Source organism: Microbulbifer epialgicus (assembly GCF_041447265.1).
Lineage (GTDB): Bacteria > Pseudomonadota > Gammaproteobacteria > Pseudomonadales > Cellvibrionaceae > Microbulbifer > Microbulbifer epialgicus.
Genome location: NZ_JBGMEK010000035.1, coordinates 19,575 through 41,737 on the forward strand (window position 1 = coordinate 19,575; position 22,163 = coordinate 41,737).

General features: G+C 50.4%; 18 protein-coding genes. 4 read left to right on the plus strand and 14 right to left on the minus strand.

Going from position 1 to position 22,163, the window contains the following annotated elements; translation table 11 throughout:
• Positions 1-2,643: a DNA-directed RNA polymerase gene (locus tag ACCI49_RS14960; RefSeq protein ID WP_371839849.1), complete on the minus strand. Its 2,643-nt coding sequence runs from the start codon at positions 2,641-2,643 to the stop codon at positions 1-3.
• Positions 2,644-3,745: 1,102 nt separating this feature from the next.
• Between ACCI49_RS14960 and ACCI49_RS14965 the strand changes: the two genes are divergently transcribed.
• The 4 genes from ACCI49_RS14965 (at position 3,746) to ACCI49_RS14980 (ending at position 6,427) form a co-directional block, all read left to right on the plus strand.
• Entirely contained in the window at positions 3,746-4,417 is a 672-nt protein-coding gene (locus tag ACCI49_RS14965; RefSeq protein WP_371839850.1) for a chitosanase, read from the plus strand.
• 136 nt (positions 4,418-4,553) lie between these two features.
• Positions 4,554-5,165 (plus strand): peptidoglycan recognition protein family protein, encoded by a 612-nt coding sequence (locus ACCI49_RS14970; protein WP_371839851.1) that lies wholly within the window; start codon positions 4,554-4,556, stop codon positions 5,163-5,165.
• Positions 5,166-5,759: 594 nt separating this feature from the next.
• Positions 5,760-5,957 (plus strand): hypothetical protein, encoded by a 198-nt coding sequence (locus ACCI49_RS14975; RefSeq protein ID WP_371839852.1) that lies wholly within the window; start codon positions 5,760-5,762, stop codon positions 5,955-5,957.
• The gene (locus ACCI49_RS14980) at positions 5,954-6,427 is read left to right on the plus strand and encodes an LEA/WHy family protein (protein WP_371839854.1); all 474 of its coding nucleotides are present in this window, start codon (positions 5,954-5,956) and stop codon (positions 6,425-6,427) included. Before ACCI49_RS14975 ends, ACCI49_RS14980 begins: the two co-directional genes overlap by 4 nt.
• 205 nt (positions 6,428-6,632) lie before the next feature.
• On the opposite strand, the gene ACCI49_RS14985 is transcribed toward ACCI49_RS14980, so the two are convergent.
• The 13 genes from ACCI49_RS14985 to ACCI49_RS15045 all read right to left on the minus strand — a co-directional run bounded on the left by ACCI49_RS14985 (position 6,633) and on the right by ACCI49_RS15045 (position 21,948).
• Complete coding sequence (locus tag ACCI49_RS14985; RefSeq protein ID WP_371839856.1) at positions 6,633-7,502, minus strand: crotonase/enoyl-CoA hydratase family protein; 870 nt, start codon at positions 7,500-7,502, stop codon at positions 6,633-6,635.
• A 59-nt stretch (positions 7,503-7,561) separates the two neighbouring features.
• Entirely contained in the window at positions 7,562-7,780 is a 219-nt protein-coding gene (locus tag ACCI49_RS14990; RefSeq protein WP_371839857.1) for a hypothetical protein, read from the minus strand.
• A complete protein-coding gene (locus ACCI49_RS14995; RefSeq protein WP_371839859.1) occupies positions 7,768-9,477 on the minus strand; it encodes a sulfatase-like hydrolase/transferase in 1,710 nt (569 codons plus the stop codon). The genes ACCI49_RS14990 and ACCI49_RS14995 overlap by 13 nt, the downstream gene beginning before the upstream one ends.
• A gap of 311 nt (positions 9,478-9,788) precedes the next feature.
• Positions 9,789-10,352: a CDP-diacylglycerol--glycerol-3-phosphate 3-phosphatidyltransferase gene (gene pgsA / locus ACCI49_RS15000; protein ID WP_371839860.1), complete on the minus strand. Its 564-nt coding sequence runs from the start codon at positions 10,350-10,352 to the stop codon at positions 9,789-9,791.
• A 103-nt stretch (positions 10,353-10,455) separates the two neighbouring features.
• The gene (uvrC, locus tag ACCI49_RS15005) at positions 10,456-12,270 is read right to left on the minus strand and encodes an excinuclease ABC subunit UvrC (protein ID WP_371839861.1); all 1,815 of its coding nucleotides are present in this window, start codon (positions 12,268-12,270) and stop codon (positions 10,456-10,458) included.
• Between the two features lie 41 nt (positions 12,271-12,311).
• Positions 12,312-12,965, minus strand: coding sequence for a response regulator (locus ACCI49_RS15010; protein ID WP_371839862.1), 654 nt, complete (start codon positions 12,963-12,965; stop codon positions 12,312-12,314).
• A gap of 577 nt (positions 12,966-13,542) precedes the next feature.
• Positions 13,543-14,559 carry a UDP-N-acetylmuramate dehydrogenase gene (gene murB / locus ACCI49_RS15015; RefSeq protein ID WP_371839863.1) on the minus strand — a complete coding sequence of 339 codons (1,017 nt, stop codon included), beginning with the start codon at positions 14,557-14,559 and terminating at the stop codon, positions 13,543-13,545.
• Positions 14,560-14,565: 6 nt separating this feature from the next.
• Positions 14,566-15,339, minus strand: coding sequence for a 3-deoxy-manno-octulosonate cytidylyltransferase (gene kdsB / locus ACCI49_RS15020; RefSeq protein ID WP_371839864.1), 774 nt, complete (start codon positions 15,337-15,339; stop codon positions 14,566-14,568).
• Complete coding sequence (lpxK, locus tag ACCI49_RS15025) at positions 15,329-16,363, minus strand: tetraacyldisaccharide 4'-kinase (RefSeq protein WP_371839865.1); 1,035 nt, start codon at positions 16,361-16,363, stop codon at positions 15,329-15,331. The genes kdsB and lpxK overlap by 11 nt, the downstream gene beginning before the upstream one ends.
• A 9-nt stretch (positions 16,364-16,372) precedes the next feature.
• A complete protein-coding gene (msbA, locus tag ACCI49_RS15030; RefSeq protein WP_442928494.1) occupies positions 16,373-18,202 on the minus strand; it encodes a lipid A export permease/ATP-binding protein MsbA in 1,830 nt (609 codons plus the stop codon).
• An 86-nt stretch (positions 18,203-18,288) separates the two neighbouring features.
• On the minus strand, positions 18,289-18,708 hold the full coding sequence (locus ACCI49_RS15035; RefSeq protein ID WP_371839867.1) for an ExbD/TolR family protein: 420 nt from the start codon (positions 18,706-18,708) through the stop codon (positions 18,289-18,291).
• Between the two features lie 15 nt (positions 18,709-18,723).
• Entirely contained in the window at positions 18,724-19,347 is a 624-nt protein-coding gene (locus ACCI49_RS15040) for a MotA/TolQ/ExbB proton channel family protein (RefSeq protein WP_371839868.1), read from the minus strand.
• 81 nt (positions 19,348-19,428) lie between these two features.
• Positions 19,429-21,948: a DNA internalization-related competence protein ComEC/Rec2 gene (locus ACCI49_RS15045; RefSeq protein WP_371839870.1), complete on the minus strand. Its 2,520-nt coding sequence runs from the start codon at positions 21,946-21,948 to the stop codon at positions 19,429-19,431.
• Positions 21,949-22,163: the final 215 nt, after the last annotated feature.

Below are 22,163 nucleotides of genomic sequence, written 5' to 3' on the forward strand. Positions count from 1 at the left end.
CTAGGCAAATGCATAGGCGGACTTGTGGATTGCTTCTAAATCCAGGCACCCTTCTTCTGGTAGTTCCGGTACATCCTCTCTGTATTTAGGAGCAACCTGGGCAGTAAGCTGCTCTTTAAGTCGCACTAAGTAGTTCTCACGGTAAAGCTCAACGAAAGCACGGCGGATTACCCCGAAGAGCTTATCGGTATCTGCTGCATGTGTTCCAAAGGAGTCGTGGATGAGTGCAAAGCTGTTGATGCCCTCTTGAGCTGACAGCCCTACCACCATCATCAGGTGACTTGCATCTAGGCTATGCACTACGTTCGGTGAGATGGCGTTTGCTGAAGCGCGCGTATCAGGTTTATCAGTTGCCTCTGCAAGCCTTGGCCAATACGTCTCGCCACAAAGAGTTGTACGTATCCTCCTCTCTTTCATTTCAAAGTACCTTTGCTGAACCGGGAAGCCCAAAGGAGTGGTCCAGCTTATGGTGCGACCAGACTTAGTAACCAAACGAGCTGTCTGCTGCATCCAATCCATAGCTTCAGCGGCTTTAACAACTGTCGCAGTTACCGCAGAGTAAATCTCATCAGCAAGAACATTGGCTGCTAAGTGCCCTCTTCCAGTGAACGGCCACTGCTCTTCATATTCCTGCTGTGTGATTTCACCCTGCTGAAGTTTGGTGGAAAGCTCCCTGTAAGTCGGGATGAGAATGTCCTCCATCAGCTGCTCTTTAAAACCGAATTTCTTGGAGCCATAGGGAAAAGTCATCACGGCTCGCTTAGTAGTCTTGCGAGTGATACCAAACTTCAGCCAAGCCCATCCTTCCACGACGCGGTGATAAATGCTTCGCATCTCCTTGGAAGCTTCACTCAACTTGTCTCGCGGACAATCACTAATCGCTCTCTCTATGGCGTTAGTCATTCTCTTGGGGGTGGTGATGCCGTGGTCAGCTCCAATCAGTTTCATTAGCTCTTTAGCAGCTTCTATCGCTGCCTTCTTGTCGCACTTAGTAGGACTGACGGACGCAATAGACGCAATTACCCTATCTGCAACCTTCTGGTAAATATCAGCGGGCTTGTCAGCAGGTAGTAAGTTGACCTCCCTACCCGTGTCCTCGCACCGCAAACAAGCTCCCAGGTTCTGGAGCCCTGAACAAGAGCCATCCAAAGCGACTGGTATCCGGCTGGCGAAGTTCACTCCCTCCCTATCCACCCCCACCAGCTCAAAGCAGACTGCCAATGCTTGCCAAGGTTTATCAGCCTCAGTCCAAAGCAGGTTTGCTAGTGGATCTTGACCGCACCTTATGAACTCCCCCCAATTCTCATCCACGTATGCAACTCGCTCATCAAAGCTCACCTTATCCACCCCCATGAGATTCGCCATGTGAACCTTAAGCCAGTACAGGCCACGCTCTCCCAACGGCTTAGCTTCTGCAAAGTGCAGCAGCCCCTTACTGAAGTCAGCCCCTTGTGGTGACAGCGAGCCATTAGTAACTGAGTAAAGACGCCCTCTGAAGTCCAGCTGGTAAGGGAAGTAGATATTCTCAAACTCCCTGTAGCGTTGGGCACATGTGAGAGTCCCTACAAACTGGATGCGACGGCCCTTGTTAGCCCTGATGCGTTGGAACTGGTTGCGGCGGTCCTGCCTGTACTCATCAACTTCCTCTTCAGTAGCAGTCTCACTGGGCCTTGGAATCGGGTCTTCATCAATCCGTAAAGGCAGCTCAGCCATACCATTGTTCAGCTCATAAGCCTTCTCCATGATTTCCAACACGCCCAGGTTAATCTTCCAAGGGGTTTCTTGAGCCGCGTTCAAGGCTGCACGGATCTCTTTCAACTCCATGTGGGCGAGGTCTGAGAGGTAGGCTTCATTCCGTGTCTTGACCATGTGCAACGGCTTAATCCAGGGAGAGATATAACCACCTCCCTTTGCACTCCCCTCTTCCCATTTGTTGGGCGGCACAACCATGGGTTGATAGCTCACACAAATCTCACTCATCATTTCCACATGGTTCTCAATTGCATCCAAGCAAGATTTAGTGGGCAGCAGGTACTTGCAGGACTTGTGCCTCTCTCTGGTGTTCTGGATGTAGAAGAGCCCGGTCTTCTCAATGATGATGCTAATCATCTTCGCACCAACCACCACCTGGGAATCCGTATCCCAACGGTCAGTTTTAAAATCCTCGGTATTATTCTGGAAGGTTCTGAAGAGTTCGCGTCTGTAGGTATACCCAACACGCTTAGCAGCCTGAGCTTGCAGCTTCTTACCAGTCTCCTTGAACTGCTCACGGTAAGCCTGCCCATTGACCTCATCCATAATGGCTTGGCCAATTTGCCTGCACAGTGTCTGAAGCTGCCTTCCAGCGCTGATGCCATTGAAGAGGAAGCGCATTGCAATGAATATGAGGGGCCTTAGCTCGCCCTGCCTGAGGTACTTCAGAGCCTTGTTGTGCCTACCGACAGCACTACTATCACGCTCCATCTCCTCCTTTAGCGCCTCTTCACAAATGAGTAATGAGCGCTTGATGAGAGTCTTGCCGTAACTCGTATCTGCCTCCTCACCATGCTGCTTGCGGCGCTCAATGGCTTTCAGGTAGCGGTGAACACCGTACTCTCTCATTCCCTTCTCAAGCTGCTCTTGCACAAGTACCAAGTCTTCCATAGTAGTTCTCCAGGCAAAGGGGTGGCCGGGTCGCTATTGACCAAGCTTTAAAATCTGTTGGGGGTGTTAGTCAGCTGGGCAGAAGAGCCCGCTTAGAAATGTCGTCTTGTCATGGCCTGCATCCTTTCTTGAAAGTCCGTGCCTAAGGGCAACACAACTACCCTTGTCTCTTTTGGTAGGTCTACTTTATGCGACCTGAAGAGGAAAATAAAGCCCACTGATTGTGTTTGTGGGCGTCATTCCTTTGGTACACGGAACATATTTCGGTACAGTACCGAATCAGACTTGGCCAAAATAGCAGGGTGAATTGGTCTTTAACTGGCCAAAACACCCATAAAAAATAGAAAATCTATAAGAATCAATGAGTTATATAAGACTTAAAATCTCCCGGCTTCACGGCCGTGCCGGTTCAAGTCCGGCCCCGGGCACCACACACCTATTAAAAATCAGCAAGTTACCTATCGTTTGTTGCATGCTTGGTGCGCTTCCCCTGAACTTCTAATTTTTTCTACACCATTGGGTGAAAAGTCGGCCTGGATGAATTTGAAGTGTAACTTTTTCCCTTTCTATTCTTCCAGCAAGGCCAGAATCTAGACTAACTCTTCTTTCGAGAACTCCAGCTTATATATCTCCACTATCGCCATAAACCTTTGCGCGTCGTATATGGCCTGGGCAGGGGTATAGAGAGGCATCCCATCGTCCGAGCCTTTGTAGCCCTTACTTTGATTCCGACCGTCATCGACCATTACGAGTTAGCTTGGCCTTATCATAGTGCACCTCCGCTGCGTAGTTTATCGCTTAAGACAGTATCCGCCGCTGATGACCAGGATCACCTTTATAACCAACAAGTTATAAAATTGCGGGAAAAAGTAGATAGTGGTCATGATGGCCTTTTTTCAGTTAGCTCTACGGTGCCAAGTGCCTGCAATCTATTAATTTCGTAAGGGAAAATAGCCAGTTAACGTATATTTGCAAGTGAAATAGTGACGAAAGGAATAGTGGTCACGATGATCATTATATAAGTGTGAGAAATTCGAATTCAGAATCTACCCTTTACTCATGTATTAAAAAGCTAGCTACCAACGAGATAAGGAGGCAGAAAGTGACCGAAAAGAAAAAGCTAATTCAAAAAATCCTTAACGTATTTGAAGCTGGGGCGCCAGAATGCCAATATGACAAATTAGTTGTATACCGTGATGGAATAGGTCGTAGCAAGCAAATTACATTTGGCAAACATCAAACAACAGAACAGGGAAATCTATTAACCTTAATTGAAATGTACGTTGAGCGCGAAGGAAGTTACTCCGATGATTTCGTTCCTTATTTAGAATTAATCGGAAATACACCTTTACATGAAGACGAAGAATTCAAAAATCTTTTGCTCTCCGCTGCAAGAGAAGACCAAATAATGCGAGATACGCAAGATGAATTTTTCGACGAGGTATACTGGAATCCCGCTATGTCTTGGTGTGAACGCAATCAAATACAGTTGTCTTTAAGCGCTTTAGTCATATACGATTCTTACATCCACTCGGGCCAAGTACTAATGTTTTTACGCAAACGTTTCATCGAATTACCTCCATCACGCGGAGGGGATGAAAAAGCCTGGGTTTCGTCCTACGTTAACATCCGCCACCAGTGGCTCAAGTACCATAGTAATCGGATCTTACGTAAAACCATTTACAGAACTCAAACGTTTATAAACGAAATAGAGAAAAACAACTGGAACCTAGATGACTTGCCTATAGTTGCTAATGGAGTATCAGTTTCATAAACAATTTGTAACAAACGCATTAACACGGACTGCAGAAATCTTTACCACTTAGACTTCAGCACCGTACCGAATTTCTGAAGCGGCAGATTCAGCTAGTGTCTGCGTCAACACTGTCCTTAATATGGAGGAATTGGTAATGCGAAGAGGTGAGTTAGGTGAATCACTGGGCCTTGAGGTTGAACTGATTGACGAAGGTCGGCCAAATCGTTCAGGGGTCCCAATAAGGCCTGAATATTTAACTATTCACAATACATCAAATACAGGCTCCAGAGCTGATGCGAAGGCTCATTCAAAATGGGTACGTAAGACGGGCTATTATATACTTCGGAGTGGTAAAAAGAATTGGGTTTCATGGCATTACACCGTTGATGATATGCGGGTTATCCAGCAATTACCGGCATCAGAAAAAGGATGGCATGCTGGCAAAGGAAACGGTGTAAGTCTTGGAATAGAAATATGCATGCACAAAGAGATTAGCCAGAAGGCAGCTTATGATCGTGCTGCCCGACTCTGCGCGTGTCTTCTGTACGACTTTTCCTTGTCAGTTGATGCCGTTGTCACGCACAAGCACTGGACTGGCAAAAACTGCCCTGTATTACTTCTAAAAGGTAATCGCTGGGATAAGTTCCGTACGTCAATTGAGCATTACCTCAACAACATTACCACAGAATCGGAGTCTACTACAGAGACCGAAGAGGAGTTAGCGCCTATCGAATGCACTGTCAAATGCGATGAGTCGTATGGATAACGATCTACATCGCTAACATCGGTGAGTAGAGGAGATGGTCACCCGGGCCCCTCTACTCACTCAGTTTAGGCTTGACCATAGACTTCGACATCAGCCAGTCAAGGCCCCGAGTCCGCCTATATCAAATGTTTCAGACCTATTACCCGGTGACCCGCATCATAAAGGCGCTGATATTAGACAGGCCACCCTCAAGTGGGTGCGTTCTGTCACCCCCCGAAGTTGCCGCCAAAATCTCAGCACCTCTAAATATTACTATTTTATGCCACTCGCACAATAAGAGACAGAACCAGTTCAAGAAGAATTCGCCGGGTTACCCTGTTGGCCGCAGAGCAAATCCGAGTGCCCATACCCAGCCTCCTGCTGTGTAAGCCCCTGGCCCACAGGGAACTATCTGCATGTAGATCACCTATTACCTGTAACACCTACAAGACATCTGCTTCCGGTACAGGCGATGATTTATCGTGGCTATCTACCCTGTTTAAGTTTCACTCAACACTTGGAAATAAAAACCTCTTCCAGCTCGCGAACAACACCAGTGTCAATGTTGTCAAAATCGGAGGCCAGCTCTTCATCTCAAGTTCCCAGCTGTCTTGTTTGTTGGCCGAAAGGGTAGATAACCCAGTAGGTACGGACTTAAGTGGGCTGGCCAAGACGCAGGGAGTACCGTTTTCAGCCATCGGTTGGGGCTTTATTGGTGAAGTGAAGCGGCTAGGTAACAGTAATCCAGAATCCATGCATTTTACGAGTAAGCGGGTAAACTGCCCGGGAAAAATAACCAAGGACTACCAGTGACAAAGATCTATCGCTCTACACTTTTGATATTGACCATAATCCTCTTCAGTGGCTGTGCAGCCCTATCCCCCAACTTCCAGGAACCAGAAGTGGAAGTGGTCGCTTTGGAGCCATTACCACCGGGAAACGGCAACAACTTGCGATTCCGCATTCACCTGAGGGTCTTTAACCCCAACAATAGCGAACTAGCACTCTCGGGGCTCTACTACACCTTGCATCTTGCCGGCCACAAGGTAATGACGGGGACTTCCAATAACCTAGTGCCCATAGCACCCTATGGCCAAGATGATATCGCTGTAGATGCAACAGCCAGTCTAGTAGGCTCTCTTTTTGCGGCAGCAAAAGTGATCAATCTCAACCAGAATACCGTGCCTTACGAACTGGAAGCGAAACTTGGCTTGCATAGGTCCCTCTTACCCTCAATCAAGGTAAGAAAAAGCGGGGTGGTAAACTTGGCCCAGTATTATTAGAAGTTCCCGAGCTTCCATCTTCACAAGGTGATAGGCGCCCCCCAGACAATGTGGTATTGGAAGTGCCACAAGACATGCGTTAATTTCTCGACACGGCTCATGTTATTTCCTTTCGTTACAACTCGAACCTAGGTGTAACATGGGGCACCTCACTTGTCGCAGGCAAAGCCAGTCACTCATGACCACGTCCGTAGGACGTGGGTGTCTATGTCAAACTAAAACGTTTACTACTTCCAGGGGCAATGGGGTCACCCGAATCACGCTCTTCAACGGCTTGCTTGTAACCAACGGCTTGTGCACGCTCCCTAAACCAAAGGCCCTCAGGGGAATGACGCGCTATGCCATCAAACAAGGTGGCAAACAGCTGCGTGTTATGGAGCCCCATATTTTCGTAGGCCTGATTCACCACGAGCTTGCTCATCATCAATTGGTTTCGGGGCACACCTTTAATTCGATTACATAAAGCTCTCACCTCCTCTTCCAGGGCGTCTTCAGGGACCGCCTTGAGCACCAACCCCATTGCTTCAGCTTCTTTTCCGCTCACCAGATCGCCAGTAAATAACATGCGCTTGGCTTTCTCTATCCCCAGTCGATAGACCCACATCATCGTGGTCGGTATCCCCCAGACCCTGGAGGGCGGGTAGCCAATACGACTATTCTCAGCCATAACAATGAGGTCGCAACACAAGGCAATATCACTTCCACCCGCTACCGCAGCACCATGTATTTTACCTATCACCGGTTTACGGGATCGCCAGATCGCCATGAAGTGTTCAGTGCACTTCCCCATCATGGCCAAGTCTTCAGTCGGGTCCCAGGGCATACTCTGACTTCCGGGAATCTCTCCTTGAGCCTCCGCATACTCAACCAGATCATAACCACCGCAAAAGCCCTTACCGGCACCCTGCAATACGACAACATGTACATCCGGATCAGCATCTGCCAACTCAATCGCATCGCGAAGTTCGCCAGGCAATCGGGTATTAATGGCATTGAGACGTTCAGGCCGGTTAAGGGTTATCGTAGCAACCCGATCATCGACCTCGTAGAGAATAGAGGAAAAGGAGTGTTCCATAGTGGTTCCTGCATGCCGAACGGTGATACCACCCTAACATACAGCACCTTACGGGTGGATCAAGCCCCACTTTCCCATGAACCCAGGAAATGGCGGTGAGAAGGGCCGTTACCATAAGCGGTATGGCCTTGTACAATTTCCATAATGGGATTTTTAAAACGATTATTTTCGATGAATCGGGTGATTTTAACTGGCAAGTTCATCGGGAATAAACATCCTGCTGTAGCGCCCTCTTCTTTGATCTGCCAGATTCCGCCTCTGAATACTAATGCCCCCAATCCCCCACTTTATCCTCCCCGGGAACCTTAAATTCAAGATACTCTTCAATGCTAAATGGCATTTCTTTCACCACCGCACGCACCCTTTCCCCAATGGCCTTGGTTTCCGGGCGGGCGTTGGAGAGTCCTGTGTAAGGGATACCCTTGCCACTAGGCATGTCAGGATACTTTTTCTTAAAGAGCCTGTGCCGGGCCAGCATATGATTAAACTGTCCCTGGGTATGAATCAATGGCACCAATTGCGGGTACTCTTCGCGAGGGTCCATATAAAGATCGTAATAGGCCTCCGGCATCCCCGAGGAAGCCACTTCACCCGCACCAATCCAATGGCGTTTGTAACGCCCTTTTACCGTAGCCCCCAATTCTTTACCAGTATAAATAAACACATAGTCCCTACGGCTGTACGTATCACCATTCATTAGTAATGCAGTTTGGTCCAGACCATCCACCACCCGGTCCATCGGGATATGCTCAACCGCGCCGCCAAGTCGGGCGAAAGTGGTGTAGAGATCAGTAATATGGATGATATCTCCTACCGTTTGCTCAGGTGCAATCACTCCAGGCCACCATGCAAAGGCGGGAACTCTCACCCCACCCTCCGTGAAGTCGCCTTTACCACCCCGGTAAAGCATGGGAAGCATACCCCACCCTGCCGGGGGGCTGTGTACCATTGGGCCATTGTCTGCCATGGCGATAAAAATGGTGTTTTCCGCTATCCCCAGGTTGTGAAGCTCATCCATTAACTGCCCAACAAAATCATCAACGGCGGGGAAGGAATCCGCCACCATCAACCCTGCAACAGAGCGCTTGGGCATATAAACGGCCATAAAATTTAAAAAGTTGGGCCAATAGGCAACAAAGAAGGGGTTTTTTGCTTCAGCATTCTTACGGATAAACGCCATAGTGCGGCGCTCGGCCTCCGGGTCAAACTTGCTAAAGCACTCATTGGATGTTCCACACCACTCACGCCCTGGGTTGCCCTTCTCCCCTTCAATGTTCATTACCCAACCAGCGGGGACCAGGCCCGGATTATCCAGACGATACGGATCGGGCGGATAAATATCGGGAAATAATCCAAGGACAGCATTTACTGCATTCGCCTGAGGGTTGTACAACGAGGTAATCTGATTCATTGGGGTAAACAGTGCTTCATCAAATCCCTGGTTGTGTAGGTAGCTCTCTTCGATATCCCCCAAATGACCTTTACCAAAGAAGCCGGTAGCGTAACCCGCCTTGGAAAGCACCTCCGCGATAGTCACCTCTTCCGCACGCAAGCCAGAGAACTCGTGGGGCATCCCCACTGCCCCCATACCATGACGAACCGGGTGGCGGCCGGTGAGCATTGCAGCTCTGGTGGGTGTACAGGAAGGTTCGGCGTACATACGGGTGAAATTGATGCCCTGAGCCGCCATCTTATTCAGGTTGGGGGTTGTATAACCGAAATTTTTTTGCAATGCGGGAAACCCGACGGCGCCAAAGGCTGTATCATCCCAAAGTAAAAAAACAATATTAGGTGGCTGACCATATTTTTTTCGCAGGGCTTGTAGGCGCCTGTCTATTTCTACATCCTCTTTTTGCCACTTGTCACCATTTTGCATTTTCAAGATATAGTACTCAGCATCGTGAACCACCTGTGCCAGCGATAGTGATGACACCAGGAGTGCGAGCAAACCCACCAGCAATTGCCTCACTAACACAATTCATCCTCCACGATTGATGGCCTTGAAAAATACTTAAAGCAATATTTTCGCCAAATTGAGTATCAAACCCAATTCATCACTCTAGAAGAAACGAATAGGTAACATGGCTCTTGGGACGACAACCTATTACCAGTGAGTCGGAAGTAAAGAATACACTTCCTTTGCGACACACTGTGACTACATCCCTGCACGCTGATAAGACGCGTTAAATGATTTGCTTCTGCAAAAGGAAGGCTTTAAGAGGCTAGAAGGGAAGGTGCCCCGACCAGAAATTAGAGGCACCTGGATACATTATGGCCTTGCTGACGCTATGTCTTATGGTTATCAGACATCAGGACTGGCCAGGCAGCTCGCAAGTACATGACCATGGTCCACAAGGTAAGTGCTGCAGCCACATAAAGCAGCAAGTAACCAAGGCTTTCCATCACGGGAAATTCCCGCACATCAAAGGCGAGCAGTACAATAATTGCCGCCATTTGCGCGGTGGTTTTGATTTTCCCCACATAAGACACCGCAACACTGCTGCGCTGGCCCAACTCCGCCATCCATTCACGCAAGCCCGACACCGCAATCTCCCGGCAGATAATGACGGCCGCGGCAATGGTAAACCAAGCATTTTGGTGCAACCCAACCAGTAACACTAACGCAGTCGCCACCATCAATTTATCTGCAACCGGGTCCAGGAAAGCACCAAAAGCGGTACTCTGATTGAGCTTTCTCGCCAAGTAGCCATCCAACCAATCTGTGGCTGCGGCTGCGGCAAAGATCACTGCCGAGGCGATATAGCTCCACTTATAGGGCAAATAGAAAACCAGGACCAGGACCGGTATCAGCGCGACGCGAAGCAATGTCAGTTGGTTGGCGAGTGTCATACTTATCTCTATTCTTGTGGAGGGCGTACGTTATCAAGCCAACGCACAAAATGAAACGCTCTATGAAAAAGCCGCGCAATAATTAACCATTTATCAGTATTCGCTATTCATTATGTAGTGCCGAATATATATCTTGTGCGAGCTTGCGGCTGATGCCGTCCACGCTTTCAATTTCTGTCACAGAAGCCTTCTTAATTTCCTGTAAACCGCCAAAATGGCGCAGTAATGCCCTCCGTCGCGCGGGCCCCACTCCCGCTATGCCCTCAAGAGGAGACTCCCGCCGTTTCTTGTCCCGCCGGGCCCGATGCCCCGTAATCGCAAACCTGTGGGCCTCATCCCGCACCTGTTGAATCAGATGCAAAGCGGACGAATCAGCAGAGAGTACAAGCTCTTTGTTACTGGAAACCACATGCAGAGTTTCGAAGCCCGCTTTACGCGTGGTGCCCTTGGCTACACCAATAATCTGTACGCCAATCACCCCGAGCTCATTCAGTGAGTCAATAGCTTGGCTCACCTGCCCTTTGCCACCATCAATCAACAGAATATTTGGAAATTTTCCCTCGCCGCCAGATAGGCGTGTGTAGCGCCGTTTAAGGGCTTGCCCCATCGCCGCATAATCATCCCCAGCTTGAATACCCTCTATATTAAAACGGCGGTAATCCGACTTTACCGGGCCGCCGGTGTCAAACACCACGCAGGATGCAACTGTAGCCTCGCCTGCAGAGTGGCTGATATCAAAGCACTCGAGCCGCTCCGGCAACTGTTCAAGCCCCAATGCTTCCTGCAGGGCCTCGAAGCGGCTGAATAATTTCTGTTGCGCGGCCGTACGGCTGCTTAAATTCTGTTGCGCCGCCTGCTGTGCCATTGCCACCCAGGTAGCACGCTTACCACGTAATCTATGGGAAATAGTCACTTCGCGCCCTGCCTGTGCGCCCAGGGCTTGCTGCAGTGGTTCTATATCTTCCAGGGCCTCCGAAACAAGGATCTCACGAGGAATTTCCCGAGGATTGCCGATATAAAACTGGGGCACAAAGGCTGAAAGTAATTCAGGGTAAGCCAGACCCAGGCGCTCACTGGGAAAATAACTACGGCTGCCTAAAATACGTCCCTGGCGAATGAAAAGCACATGCACACAACAGCTGCCTCCTTCACTGGCCACACCCAGAACATCCACATCGCCGGTATCCCCTTCAGCAACTTGTTCCGCCTGCAAGCGGCGCAATGCGGAAATCTGGTCGCGCAGTCGTGCCGCCTTTTCAAATTCCAGTCTTTTTGAGGCCTCATCCATCTGATCGGCCAGCTCACGAATTATGCTGTCACTTTTACCGGTAAGGAACATCTCCGCATGTCTTACATCCTGGCGGTATTCCTCCTCACTGACAAACCCCACACAGGGAGCTGTACAGCGTTCAATCTGGTACTGCAGGCAGGGTCGGGAGCGATTGCGAAAGACACTATCCTCGCAGGAACGGATTCGAAAGGTCTTTTGCAAAAAATTTAGGCTGTCGCGAACAGAGGAAGCGTTAGGAAAGGGGCCAAAGTAGCGGCCTTTCTTACGCTTGGCTCCTCGGTGGAAAGCGATACGGGGAAATGTATCTGTACTTGAAAGAAAGATATAAGGATATCCCTTATCATCTTTCAACATCACATTGTAAGGCGGGCGCTGGGACTTAATCAGGCTTTGTTCCAGAACCAGTGCTTCTGTCTCACTGCGGGTGACAGTAACCTCAATATTACTAATGCGCTGGACCAGCGCCATGGTTTTTGCGGTAAGGCCAGAGCTGCGAAAATAGCTGGAAAGCCGGTTACGCAGATTCTTAGCCTTACCCACATAGAGAACTTTATTATCCGCATCGAACATCTGGTAGACGCCGGGCTTGCGGGTAACAGTGGATAGAAAACGTTTGCTATCAAACATCGGGCAATCGGTGCAACGAAATCAGCGAAAGTTCACTGAAATTAAACAGCCGCTTCAGGATCTAGTATCTGGTATTTAACTGCAAGCAGGGTCAACTCCACATCACTGTTAATGTTCAGTTTCTCAAAGATTCGGTAACGGTAACTGTTTACAGTCTTAGGACTCACAGACAGTGATTTTGCAATCTCCGCCACTTTGGCTCCGTTGACGATCATATCAGCGGTCTGCAATTCACGTTTGGAAAGTTTCTCAAATGGAGAGAGGTTTTCAGCCTGGCCGGAGACGTTGCGCATTGCCATCTTGGTGGCCATGGAATTACTGATAAAAATTCCACCATCAACCACTGTGCGAATTGCACGGACCATTTCCTCCAGGTCCGCGCCTTTGGTGACGTAGCCCATAGCGCCGGCTTGCATCAGGCGCCCAGGGAACAGGTCATCATCCAAGGCACTGACGGCTACTACTTTAGCTACAGGGCAACGGCTAAGTAACTTGCGTGTCGCCTCAAGACCACCCATTCCTGGCATTTTAACGTCCATCAGGATGACATCAACTTCACACTGGCGCACAAACTCGAGGGCTTCTTCGCCACAGTTTGCCTCACCAACAACCTCTATATCCGCGACATCACTCAACATGCGCGAAATCCCCATTCGCACAAGGTCGTGATCATCCACCACTAAGACTTTGATCAAGCTATCCCCAACTACGGATAAGTGCAGTGGCTGCGCAGCGTATCAATCCCCATCGCGCGCGCTCAAAACTGCGTTCTTCTTTTTACTCACAGGGAAACTACCCTGCGTAGATCCACCCCAAGAATCCAATCGCAACATACCAGACAAAAACGCTACTGCAAAGCGAAACTCCCGTTTCAAATGCTGCAAAAAAGACATTTGGCCACAGGATCTTGCTGTCTTTATAATCGTTTATTATAGCGTAAAAACGTACCAATTTATTTTTCTGCGATCAATACCTCACTTTCCGCACTTTTTGCGAGCTGATAGGCTGATCTCCGAAGATTATGTATATGGTACAAATTGAAATATCAAATTTACTTATATGTTACATATAGCTATAAGGAGCGTGGCTACGGTTGCCCCGAAAAAGCCCTGCTGGCCATTTGGTCATGCAGAAAAAGTTTTGGTACCTTTTCATATAAGAAGGCACAATACAAAACAAGCACGCAAAGCTTCATGGCAGGCATTAAAGGCCCTCACCAGCACAGCCCGCTCCTCTCTCATCAAGTAGTCGATTTTTCTTGGGGAAAACGGGTCAGGGGTAATAACGTGGTTCAGGCTCAAGGGACACACCAAATTTTACGCGCACATCTGCGGCTATTTCCTCAGCAAGTTGCGTTACTTCCACTCCGGCCCCCCTGCCTGGATTCACAAGCACCAAAGCCTGCAACTCATGAACACCAACGGAATTTCGCCGAACCCCTCGCCATCCAGCCCGATCTATCAGCCAACCGGCGGCTAGCTTCCAGCCATCACCTGCAGCGAACGCCACCAAGTCTGGGTGTTCAGCCTTGAGATTTAAATAGCTGTCGGAATCGACTATGGGATTTTTAAAAAAGCTGCCCGCATTAGGAATCTTCTCCGGCAAGGGCAATTTGCTATTGCGAATAGCAATAACCGCTTGTGTTACCTGGATAGGCGTCAATAAGTCACAGCCCCTGTGGTGCTCCGTCAAGTAATGGCGTAAGGCAGGGTAGTCAGTATGAGCCCGCCACTCTTTCGGCAGGCGCAGGCTCACTTGGGTAATAATATATTTATCTCGCAGCCTGCCTTTGAAGACACTGTCCCGATAGGCAAACTCACAATCCGCGGCAGAAAATGCATGTAGCTCACCAGAGGCAATTTCCATTGCCTGCAGGCCGGCGAAACGATCACACAACTCGACACCATAGGCCCCGATATTCTGGATTGGCGCTGCGCCAACCTTGCCAGGTATTAGCGCCAGGTTTTCCAGGCCGCCTAATCCCCGCTCCACCGTAGCCATAACCAATTGGTGCCAATTTTCCCCGGCGGCCACCTCGATGGCATGGCCGGAATCATCGGGCACAATAGTGGAACCACACAGGTCTACCTGGATTGCCAGCCCGGGGAAATCGCCGGTTAACACGATATTACTACCGCCCCCCAGTGGCAGGATCGGCAGGTGTCGCTCACGGGCGAAAGCGAGGGCCTCACGTAACTGTTCCAAGGTTTGCACCCTGGCAAAGTGTGCACTACGCGCAGAAATTGCCAGAGTATTGTGGGGCTGCAGATCGATATCAGTTTCTATCATTGGAGTTCAGCTTCGACCGAGAAGCTCCCGCATCCGCAGAAGATCCTGCTCAGTATCAACACCACCCGGTACTTCTGAACAAGCATCGGCCACATGAATATTCTCATCGTGGTACAAAAAACGCAGCTGCTCCAGGGCTTCAAACTTCTCCAGTGGAGCCATCGGCCAAGTCACGAAGTTTTGTAATAACGCCGCTCGGTAAGCATAGATACCGATATGCCTGCGGGGTTCCAGATCCGCAGGGAGTTCACTGCCCTGCAGGGCAAATGCGTCTCTTGGCCAGGGAATTGGTGCGCGGGAGAAATATCGGGCCAAGCCAGATTCAGTAGTGACGACCTTTACAATATTTGGATTTTGGAAGTCTTCCAGGGTAAGAATCGGTTCCGATAGGGTCGCAACGCCTGCATCGGTATTCAGTGCAAGATTGCTCGCAACTTGATCGATAACCTGAGGGGGGATCAGGGGTTCATCCCCCTGCACATTGACCAGTATACGATCATCTGCCAGTCCCAAATTTGCTGCGACCTCCTGCAAGCGATCGGTGCCGGAAGCGTGCTCCGCAGAAGTCATGCACACCTCACCACCGAATACCCGCACAGCCTCCGCCACTCGCATATCATCAGTAGCGATAACTACTCGCTCTGCGCTACTCTCACAAGCTCGTTCATAAACATGCTGAATCATGGGTTTGCCAGCAATATCAGCCAAAGGCTTACCCGGCAAGCGGCTTGAGGCAAAACGAGCGGGAATAATAACGTCGAAAGAGTGATTATTTTTCATCTTCAGGAAGCTGTTGTAGGTGCTGATGCACCTTTTGATAGAAAAGATCCGACAACTTGGCTCGCACCTCCAGTGCCCACCAATGGCTTTCCCAGAAATCCCGGCATTTCACTGCATCTTTCATGGTCATGATGACCGGAATTTCACCATCAAAGTGCAATTCTTGCGGGCTAAACTGATGATGGTCCGCAAAAGGCTGCTCCGTTACCTTGAATCCAAGCCGCTGCAATTCTTGAAAAAAGCGCTGTGGATTACCAATCGCTGCCACACCGTGGCAGGGCCCAGGCTCAGGCCCAGAGGTCAAACGTAACGTGGAAGTCTGGTCGAGGTTGAACTGGTGCCAACAAGCTGGCTCCAGCACCATCTGAAATTCCAGCAAGTCGCCACACTGCTGCTTTACCCTGGTTTCCGGCTCACCGTTGCTCACAATGATATCCACGCTCTGCAGGCGTGAAGCAGGTTCTCGCAATGGACCGCGCGGCAACATGTGACCATTGCCGAGGCCGCGGTGACCATCCACCACGCAAATTTCTAGGCTGCGCCAAAGACTGTAATGTTGCAGTCCATCATCCGACAGAATTACATCGCACTGATGATAATCGATCAGCGCCTGTGCCGCCTCGGCACGTTTGGGGGAAACCATCACCGGCACACCAGTGATCAGGTGCAGCATCAGTGGCTCATCGCCAGATTCCAATGGATGCGATTGGGCAGTGACCTGGTAAGGGTAGTGCTGTGCACGACCACCATAACCTCGACTGACAATTCCAGGGTTACGACCCCGCTCTTTCAGCCAGCGCGCCAGCTCCGCCACTAAAGGCGTCTTTCCGGCACCACCAACAGTAATATTGCCCACCACGATTACCGGCACCGACAGAGGTTCCGGCGGCGTACGTGAGTTTAAAACCCGACGTCGCCTACTCACCCCCCCGTAGAGCATTTCCAATGGCGTCAGCAGGGAGAGGGAACGGCCCTTCCCTTTCTCCGGATACCAGCGCTTGTTAAACCAGTCTTCCAGTGACATCCAAGTGCCCTATCCCATAGTCTGCTGTTGCAACAATGTGGCGTAACGCCCCCCGCGAGCGAGTAACTCCACGTGGTTACCACTCTCTACAATACGTCCTTTCTCCATCACCAGGATACGATCGGCATTCTCGATAGTACTTAAGCGGTGGGCGATAACAAACGTAGTGCGATTTTTCATCACTTCTGTCAAAGCCGCCTGGATATGACGCTCTGATTCGTTATCCAATGCAGAGGTTGCTTCATCCAAAATCAGAATTGGCGCATCCTTAAGCAAGGCCCTAGCAATTGACAAGCGCTGGCGCTGGCCACCAGAGAGCATCTGCGCATTATCACCCAGGGCAGTTTCCAGTCCCTGAGACAGCTCTTCAATAAAGTCTGCTGCATGCGCCTGCTCAATCGCACGCAGTACATTTTCCTTAGGCGCATGTTCAAGCTCACCGTAAGCAATGTTGCGGTAGACGGTGTCGTTAAACAGTACAATATTTTGCGACACCATACTGATATGCCGGCGCAGATCTTGCAACGGTACCGATGAAATATCGGTGCCATCCACCAGGATACGGCCGCCAGTTGGTTCGTAAAAACGAGCCAGCAGGCTCACCAAAGTAGTTTTACCGGAACCGGAGGCGCCGACCAATGCAACAGTCTCACCCGGCTCCACAGAAAAGCTGATATCAGATAGCACTTGGGGCGCCGATTTATCGTAGCTGAAGTCAAGTGCCTCAAAGGAAACCGAGCCTTGTACTGGCTTGGGCAGATCCACATTGCCACCCTGCGGCTCCTTCGGTGCATCCATCACCTCGAAAATACTCTCCGCCGCAGCAATACCCTTCTGGATATCAGCAAAAACTTCCGACAGGCTGCGCACCGGCTTTGCCAGGGAGGCCGCGGCACCAATGTAAGCCGCGAAAACACCAGCGGTCATCGCCTCCACCATACCTGGCGCCAATGCCAGCCATACGATAGTGGCAGTTGAGAGTCCTACCAAGATTTGGATCACGGACACACTGGCGTTGTTGGCTACCACCAGTTTCATAAACTGCCTGCGATTGTTATCACTGGCAGACTGAAAACGCGAATTTTCGTACTCCTGCCCACCATACATACGTACCACTTGGTACCCGTTGATTGCCTCTTGGGTAACATGTGTAACATCACCCATGGAGTTTTGTATTCTATGACTCAACTTGCGGAACCGCTTACCCACCGTGCGCACTATCAGGGCAATAAGAGGGGCAAACAAGAAGAAGGTCAGAGTCAGCTTCCAGTTCACCAACAACAGGTACGCCAGTAAACCAATAGTGGTAAAAGACTCACGAAATAAAACTTTTACGGCCTTAGTGATAGAGTTGGTTACCTGCTCTACGTTGTAAGAGACTTTGGAAATGAGATAGGCGCCCGTGTAGCGGTCAAAATAAGCACTGGGCAGCTGGCCAATCTTCTTAAAAAGCTGAGCTCGCAGCTCATGAATCACCGCACGGCCCACATAAGCCAAGCCGTAGCTGCCAACAAAGTTTCCAATTGCCCTCAACACAATTATCAAAAGCATCGCAAGAGGTACCAGCCAACGAGCGGTCTCCTGGGGCATAACCCCCCCGGGATAATGGGATGCTACAAACCTGGATAGGAAACCCCTACTTTCCTGAATGCCGGCGCCTACCGCGTCAAGCAACAGCTCAGTAACAGCAATCAGGCTGACGCCCATAATGGAAAACAGGAAAAACCCCAGTACCGCTACAGCAAAAATGGCCAAGTGCGGTCGGGCATAGGCGAGCAGACGCCGGTAGGTGTGTGCCCCGCGCTGTGGTTTACTTCGGGGCAAGGTTACTTTCTTCATACAGACCAATAACTGGACTCGCCCCCGAGGGGCGAGTACGCGCGCAAACTCCGCAATCCATTGCGGTCGAATACAAGTTCAGCGCACTAGTTCTCTTCAGGTTGCCGTGTAGTAATGCTTAGGTTGACAAAGCCTAACTGTCCAGCGGCATCCATTGCGCGCACCACTGCCTGATGGTGAGCAGTGGCGTCAGCGGTAATTACAAGCGGGCGATTGTACTCGCCAGCGGAAACTTCCGACAGCGCAGATTTCAAAGTGGTCAGTTTTTTGTTGATCAACGACTGGCCATCCACTGAATATAAACCATCCGCACTGATTAAAATTTCAACAGCGCGAGACTGTTCTGACGCTTGAGGCCCGGCGGCCTCAGGCAGATTCAATTTGAGGTGGCTCTCTTTGGTGAAAGTGGTCGACACCATAAAGAAAATAAGTAGCAGGAACACCACATCGATCAGGGGTGTAAGGTTTACACCGTCCTGCTCTTTGGCTTGGCGACGGAATTGCATGAATAGCTACCTCGCTCAGGCCGCATTTTCAATTTTACGATCACTGTGCAAAGCGTCCACGAGCTTCACGGCTTCCTGTTCCATTGTTACCACTATGGTGTCCACCCGGCGCTGGAAGTACTTATGGGCCATTAATGCGGGAATAGCTACAGTCAAACCGGCAGCGGTAGTAATCAAGGCTTGGCTGATACCCCCGGCAAGAACGCCTGCGTTACCCGTGCCTTCAAGCATAATTGCGGTGAACACCTGGATCATGCCAATAACAGTGCCTAGCAAGCCAATCAACGGAGCAACGGCAGCTATAGTACCCAGCGCACCAAGGAAACGTTCAAGCTCGTGAACTACTTGGCTTGCAGTTTCCTCGATACTGTCTTTCATAATCTCGCGACCGTGGCGGGAATTGGAAAGACCAGCGGCAAAAATTTTTCCAAGCGGACTGGAGTCGCGTAGCTCTGTGAGCTTATCCGCATTTACTTGATTGCTTTTCAACCAGCCCCAAACATCACCCAACAAAGTGCGCGGCGCGATGCGCTGGGGGTTCAAAGTCCACAGGCGCTCAATGCAAATTGCAATTACGGCAACAGAACAAAGTAGGATCGGCAGCATCAGCCAGCCGCCAGATTTTATTATTTCAAACACTTTTCTTGGCCCCAAACAGCGAGAGGGATTTCTGGAAATTAGTTCTACATCAAAGGATGCAGGTCCTGCACTTTATCACAGCTACTCCCGGCGGCTAAGTCCTCTGCCTCCCCCTTCTTCATCACTGTGACTCGCATACCAAAATCGCGGCGCGGATCTTCCGTAGTAAATCTCCGGCTCCAAGAAGTCCTCACTCCAAAAAAACTCAATCGCGCCACTTTGTGCCGTACTAAAAATTTGCGCACCCACATCCTGGTAACGCGCAACCACATCAGCGTGGGGATGGCCGAAATGATGGCGAAATCCAGCGCTAAAAATAACCCGCTTGGGTTTTGCCCAAGCCAGCAGGGCCTCTGATGAGGATGTCTTCGAACCATGATGTGGAGCCACTAATATATCTACCGGAGCAAGCCACGGGTAAGCTTGCTGCAAGCGGCGCTCCACAACAGTGCCAATATCGCCAGTTAACAACAATCGCACGCCGCGCCACTGAATCAGTGCAACGCAGCTATGATCATTTTCCTCTCCACTAACGGCTTTTCCCTCGGGCCATAACCAAAAAATTTGAATATCGCCAACGCGCTCCTCCTCACCAGCAATACAAGGCTTTGAAGGCAGACCAAAACTCTCGGCCAGTCTGTACCCGAATTGCCCTGGCGCGAAGAGGTTGTTCGGCAGCTTATATTGCAGCAGGCCCGCCACGCCGCCAGCATGATCCCAATCGCCGTGACTGACAATCAAGGCATCGAGTTCATCTACTCCCCTGCCAGTGAGGAAGGGCACTACAATCGCACTTCCAGCGCTCCAACCAGAGGGGGATGCAGGGCCAGCATCAAATACAATTCGACCTTGCGGGGAGTAAAGTGCAAGAGCCAAGCCCTGACCAACGTCAAGGGCGGCAAAAGTGAAACCCTGGCGCTCGGAAACCGGTAACGGCAGAAAAGATTGCACTAGGGGCAACAGAAACAGCCAGCCCAAACTGCGCCCAGGCAACCCGCGGGGCATCAGTAGTAACAGCACCCCCGCGGCTGTAACAATCAGCAAAAACACCCCCTGAGGCGGGGTCAGTGCTTGCCAGCTTGGCAGTAGCTGATTCGCTTTCTCCAGCATCTTCAGCAATAAATCCAACTGCCAACCAGCAAAAGTCAAACACCATACCCCCAGACCAGTTCCCATCAGTAAGGCCCCGATCATAAGCGCTGGCAAAATCAGTAGGCCCAACCAGGGAATTGCGAGCAAATTTAGCAGCATCCCTCCTGTGCTGTAGCCAGAAAACAAAACCACAGAGGGCAGGATCAAGCCCAGGGCAACCAACCATTGGCTGCGCAACAGCTGGTGAAACGCACGGCCCCAGCGCAAAGCCATGGTAGCCAACCGATTGTTACCCACTTGCAGTGAGCTGACCGAAGTGCCGCGTACTAGCTGGCGCCCTCCAAATCCCAGCAAGAGTGCCGCTACAGCGGCAAATGACAGCCAAAATCCTGCACCAAAAAAAGAAAGAGGCTGGATCACCAGTACCAATGCCAAAGCCAGAGCAAATGCAAAACCGGCACCTATCCTGCGTCGTCCCTGCCATGCAAGCAGTAATACCCAAGTCATTACCAAGGCTCTCTGCGCCGACAAAGGAGCGCCAGCCAGCAAGGTGTACATTAAAGTTCCCAAGAGAGCCATTAGAACAGGCAAGACTCTAGGGTTGAGACCAGTGAGCAAGCCGATACCCCGGGCGATACCCTGGCCTGCCAAAAGTAAAAAACCGGCCACCATACCCACATGCAACCCTGAAATAGCCAGTAAGTGCGCTGTCCCTGTCTGCTGCAATACTTCCTGCTCTTCCTGGCTTAGGCCACTACGGTCGCCCAATAGCAGGGCTGCAACTACTCCCGGTCTATCAATAGACAACTGCAACAGCCTGTCTCTCAGACTGTCGCGTATTAATGCCAAGCCCCTACCCTGCTCTATTAGTTTCGGTTTTGCATCTACAGGACGCACATAACCCGTGGCATATACGCCGCGCCGCAAAAGCCAACCCTCATAATCAAAACCGTAGGGGTTTACACTGCCACGTGGCCGCTTCAGGCGTACGGGAAGTAACCATCGGCTATTACCGCGCAAACGGGCAGCTATATCCGGATCAACCCGGTACCAGGTAAGATTAAGGAGACTACCATCTCCAATGGGGTATTGGCCGGACAATACCTTCGCCTGAAACTTCACGTTCTTACCCGCTTCTTGCTTCCAAAGATCTCCACTGGAGGAACGAACTTCAGGTAATGAAACCACCTCCACTTCCAGCAAGTGATCAGAGCCGTGTGTCCATAATGGGAGGCGCTGGTCTAGGGCCGCCTGATTACTGCACAAAGCCCATATCGCACCAGTCAGTGAGACTCCAAGCAGGACCCATAAGCTACGACGCTGCGGTAACAAAACTGCCGCCAGCGCCACTACAAGGTAGCCACCAAGCAGCGCCCACACTCCCGGCAAGCGGGGAAGCAAACCAATTGCAACGATTGACAGCGAGAAAGTCCACAACAGCAAGGTGGCCCCCACAAGGCAACCTGAACGGAGCTTTCCAGCAATAGCCTTGCGCTTGACGTTAATCATCCCTAGCCCCGTTTGGTTAGTCGGCATCTATTTACGATGTGCATTGTACAAATTCCATACATAAGGGTTTCCTTCCCGATACTGTACAATCGTACTAGCTGTGGTTGTTTGCGGCGTATAACACCGCTTTCAGGCTGCCTAAACTGTTATTCGTAGCACTAACTGGTCAAAGTCTTTTAAGAAAAGTGCCATCTTTAACATGTTTGTAATATTCA

What these genes read in the sequence shown, in the direction of transcription:
- pgsA (WP_371839860.1), bottom strand. Translation starts at nt 10,352, where the DNA reads ATGACACTCGCCAACCAACTGACATTGCTTCGCGTCGCGCTGATACCG.
- msbA (WP_442928494.1), bottom strand. Translation starts at nt 18,202, where the DNA reads ATGAAGAAAGTAACCTTGCCCCGAAGTAAACCACAGCGCGGGGCACAC.
- uvrC (WP_371839861.1), bottom strand. Translation starts at nt 12,270, where the DNA reads ATGTTTGATAGCAAACGTTTTCTATCCACTGTTACCCGCAAGCCCGGC.
- ACCI49_RS14970 (WP_371839851.1), top strand. Translation starts at nt 4,554, where the DNA reads ATGCGAAGAGGTGAGTTAGGTGAATCACTGGGCCTTGAGGTTGAACTG.
- ACCI49_RS15035 (WP_371839867.1), bottom strand. Translation starts at nt 18,708, where the DNA reads ATGCAATTCCGTCGCCAAGCCAAAGAGCAGGACGGTGTAAACCTTACA.
- ACCI49_RS14985 (WP_371839856.1), bottom strand. Translation starts at nt 7,502, where the DNA reads ATGGAACACTCCTTTTCCTCTATTCTCTACGAGGTCGATGATCGGGTT.
- lpxK (WP_371839865.1), bottom strand. Translation starts at nt 16,363, where the DNA reads ATGTCACTGGAAGACTGGTTTAACAAGCGCTGGTATCCGGAGAAAGGG.
- ACCI49_RS15045 (WP_371839870.1), bottom strand. Translation starts at nt 21,948, where the DNA reads ATGATTAACGTCAAGCGCAAGGCTATTGCTGGAAAGCTCCGTTCAGGT.
- kdsB (WP_371839864.1), bottom strand. Translation starts at nt 15,339, where the DNA reads ATGAAAAATAATCACTCTTTCGACGTTATTATTCCCGCTCGTTTTGCC.
- murB (WP_371839863.1), bottom strand. Translation starts at nt 14,559, where the DNA reads ATGATAGAAACTGATATCGATCTGCAGCCCCACAATACTCTGGCAATT.
- ACCI49_RS14960 (WP_371839849.1), bottom strand. Translation starts at nt 2,643, where the DNA reads ATGGAAGACTTGGTACTTGTGCAAGAGCAGCTTGAGAAGGGAATGAGA.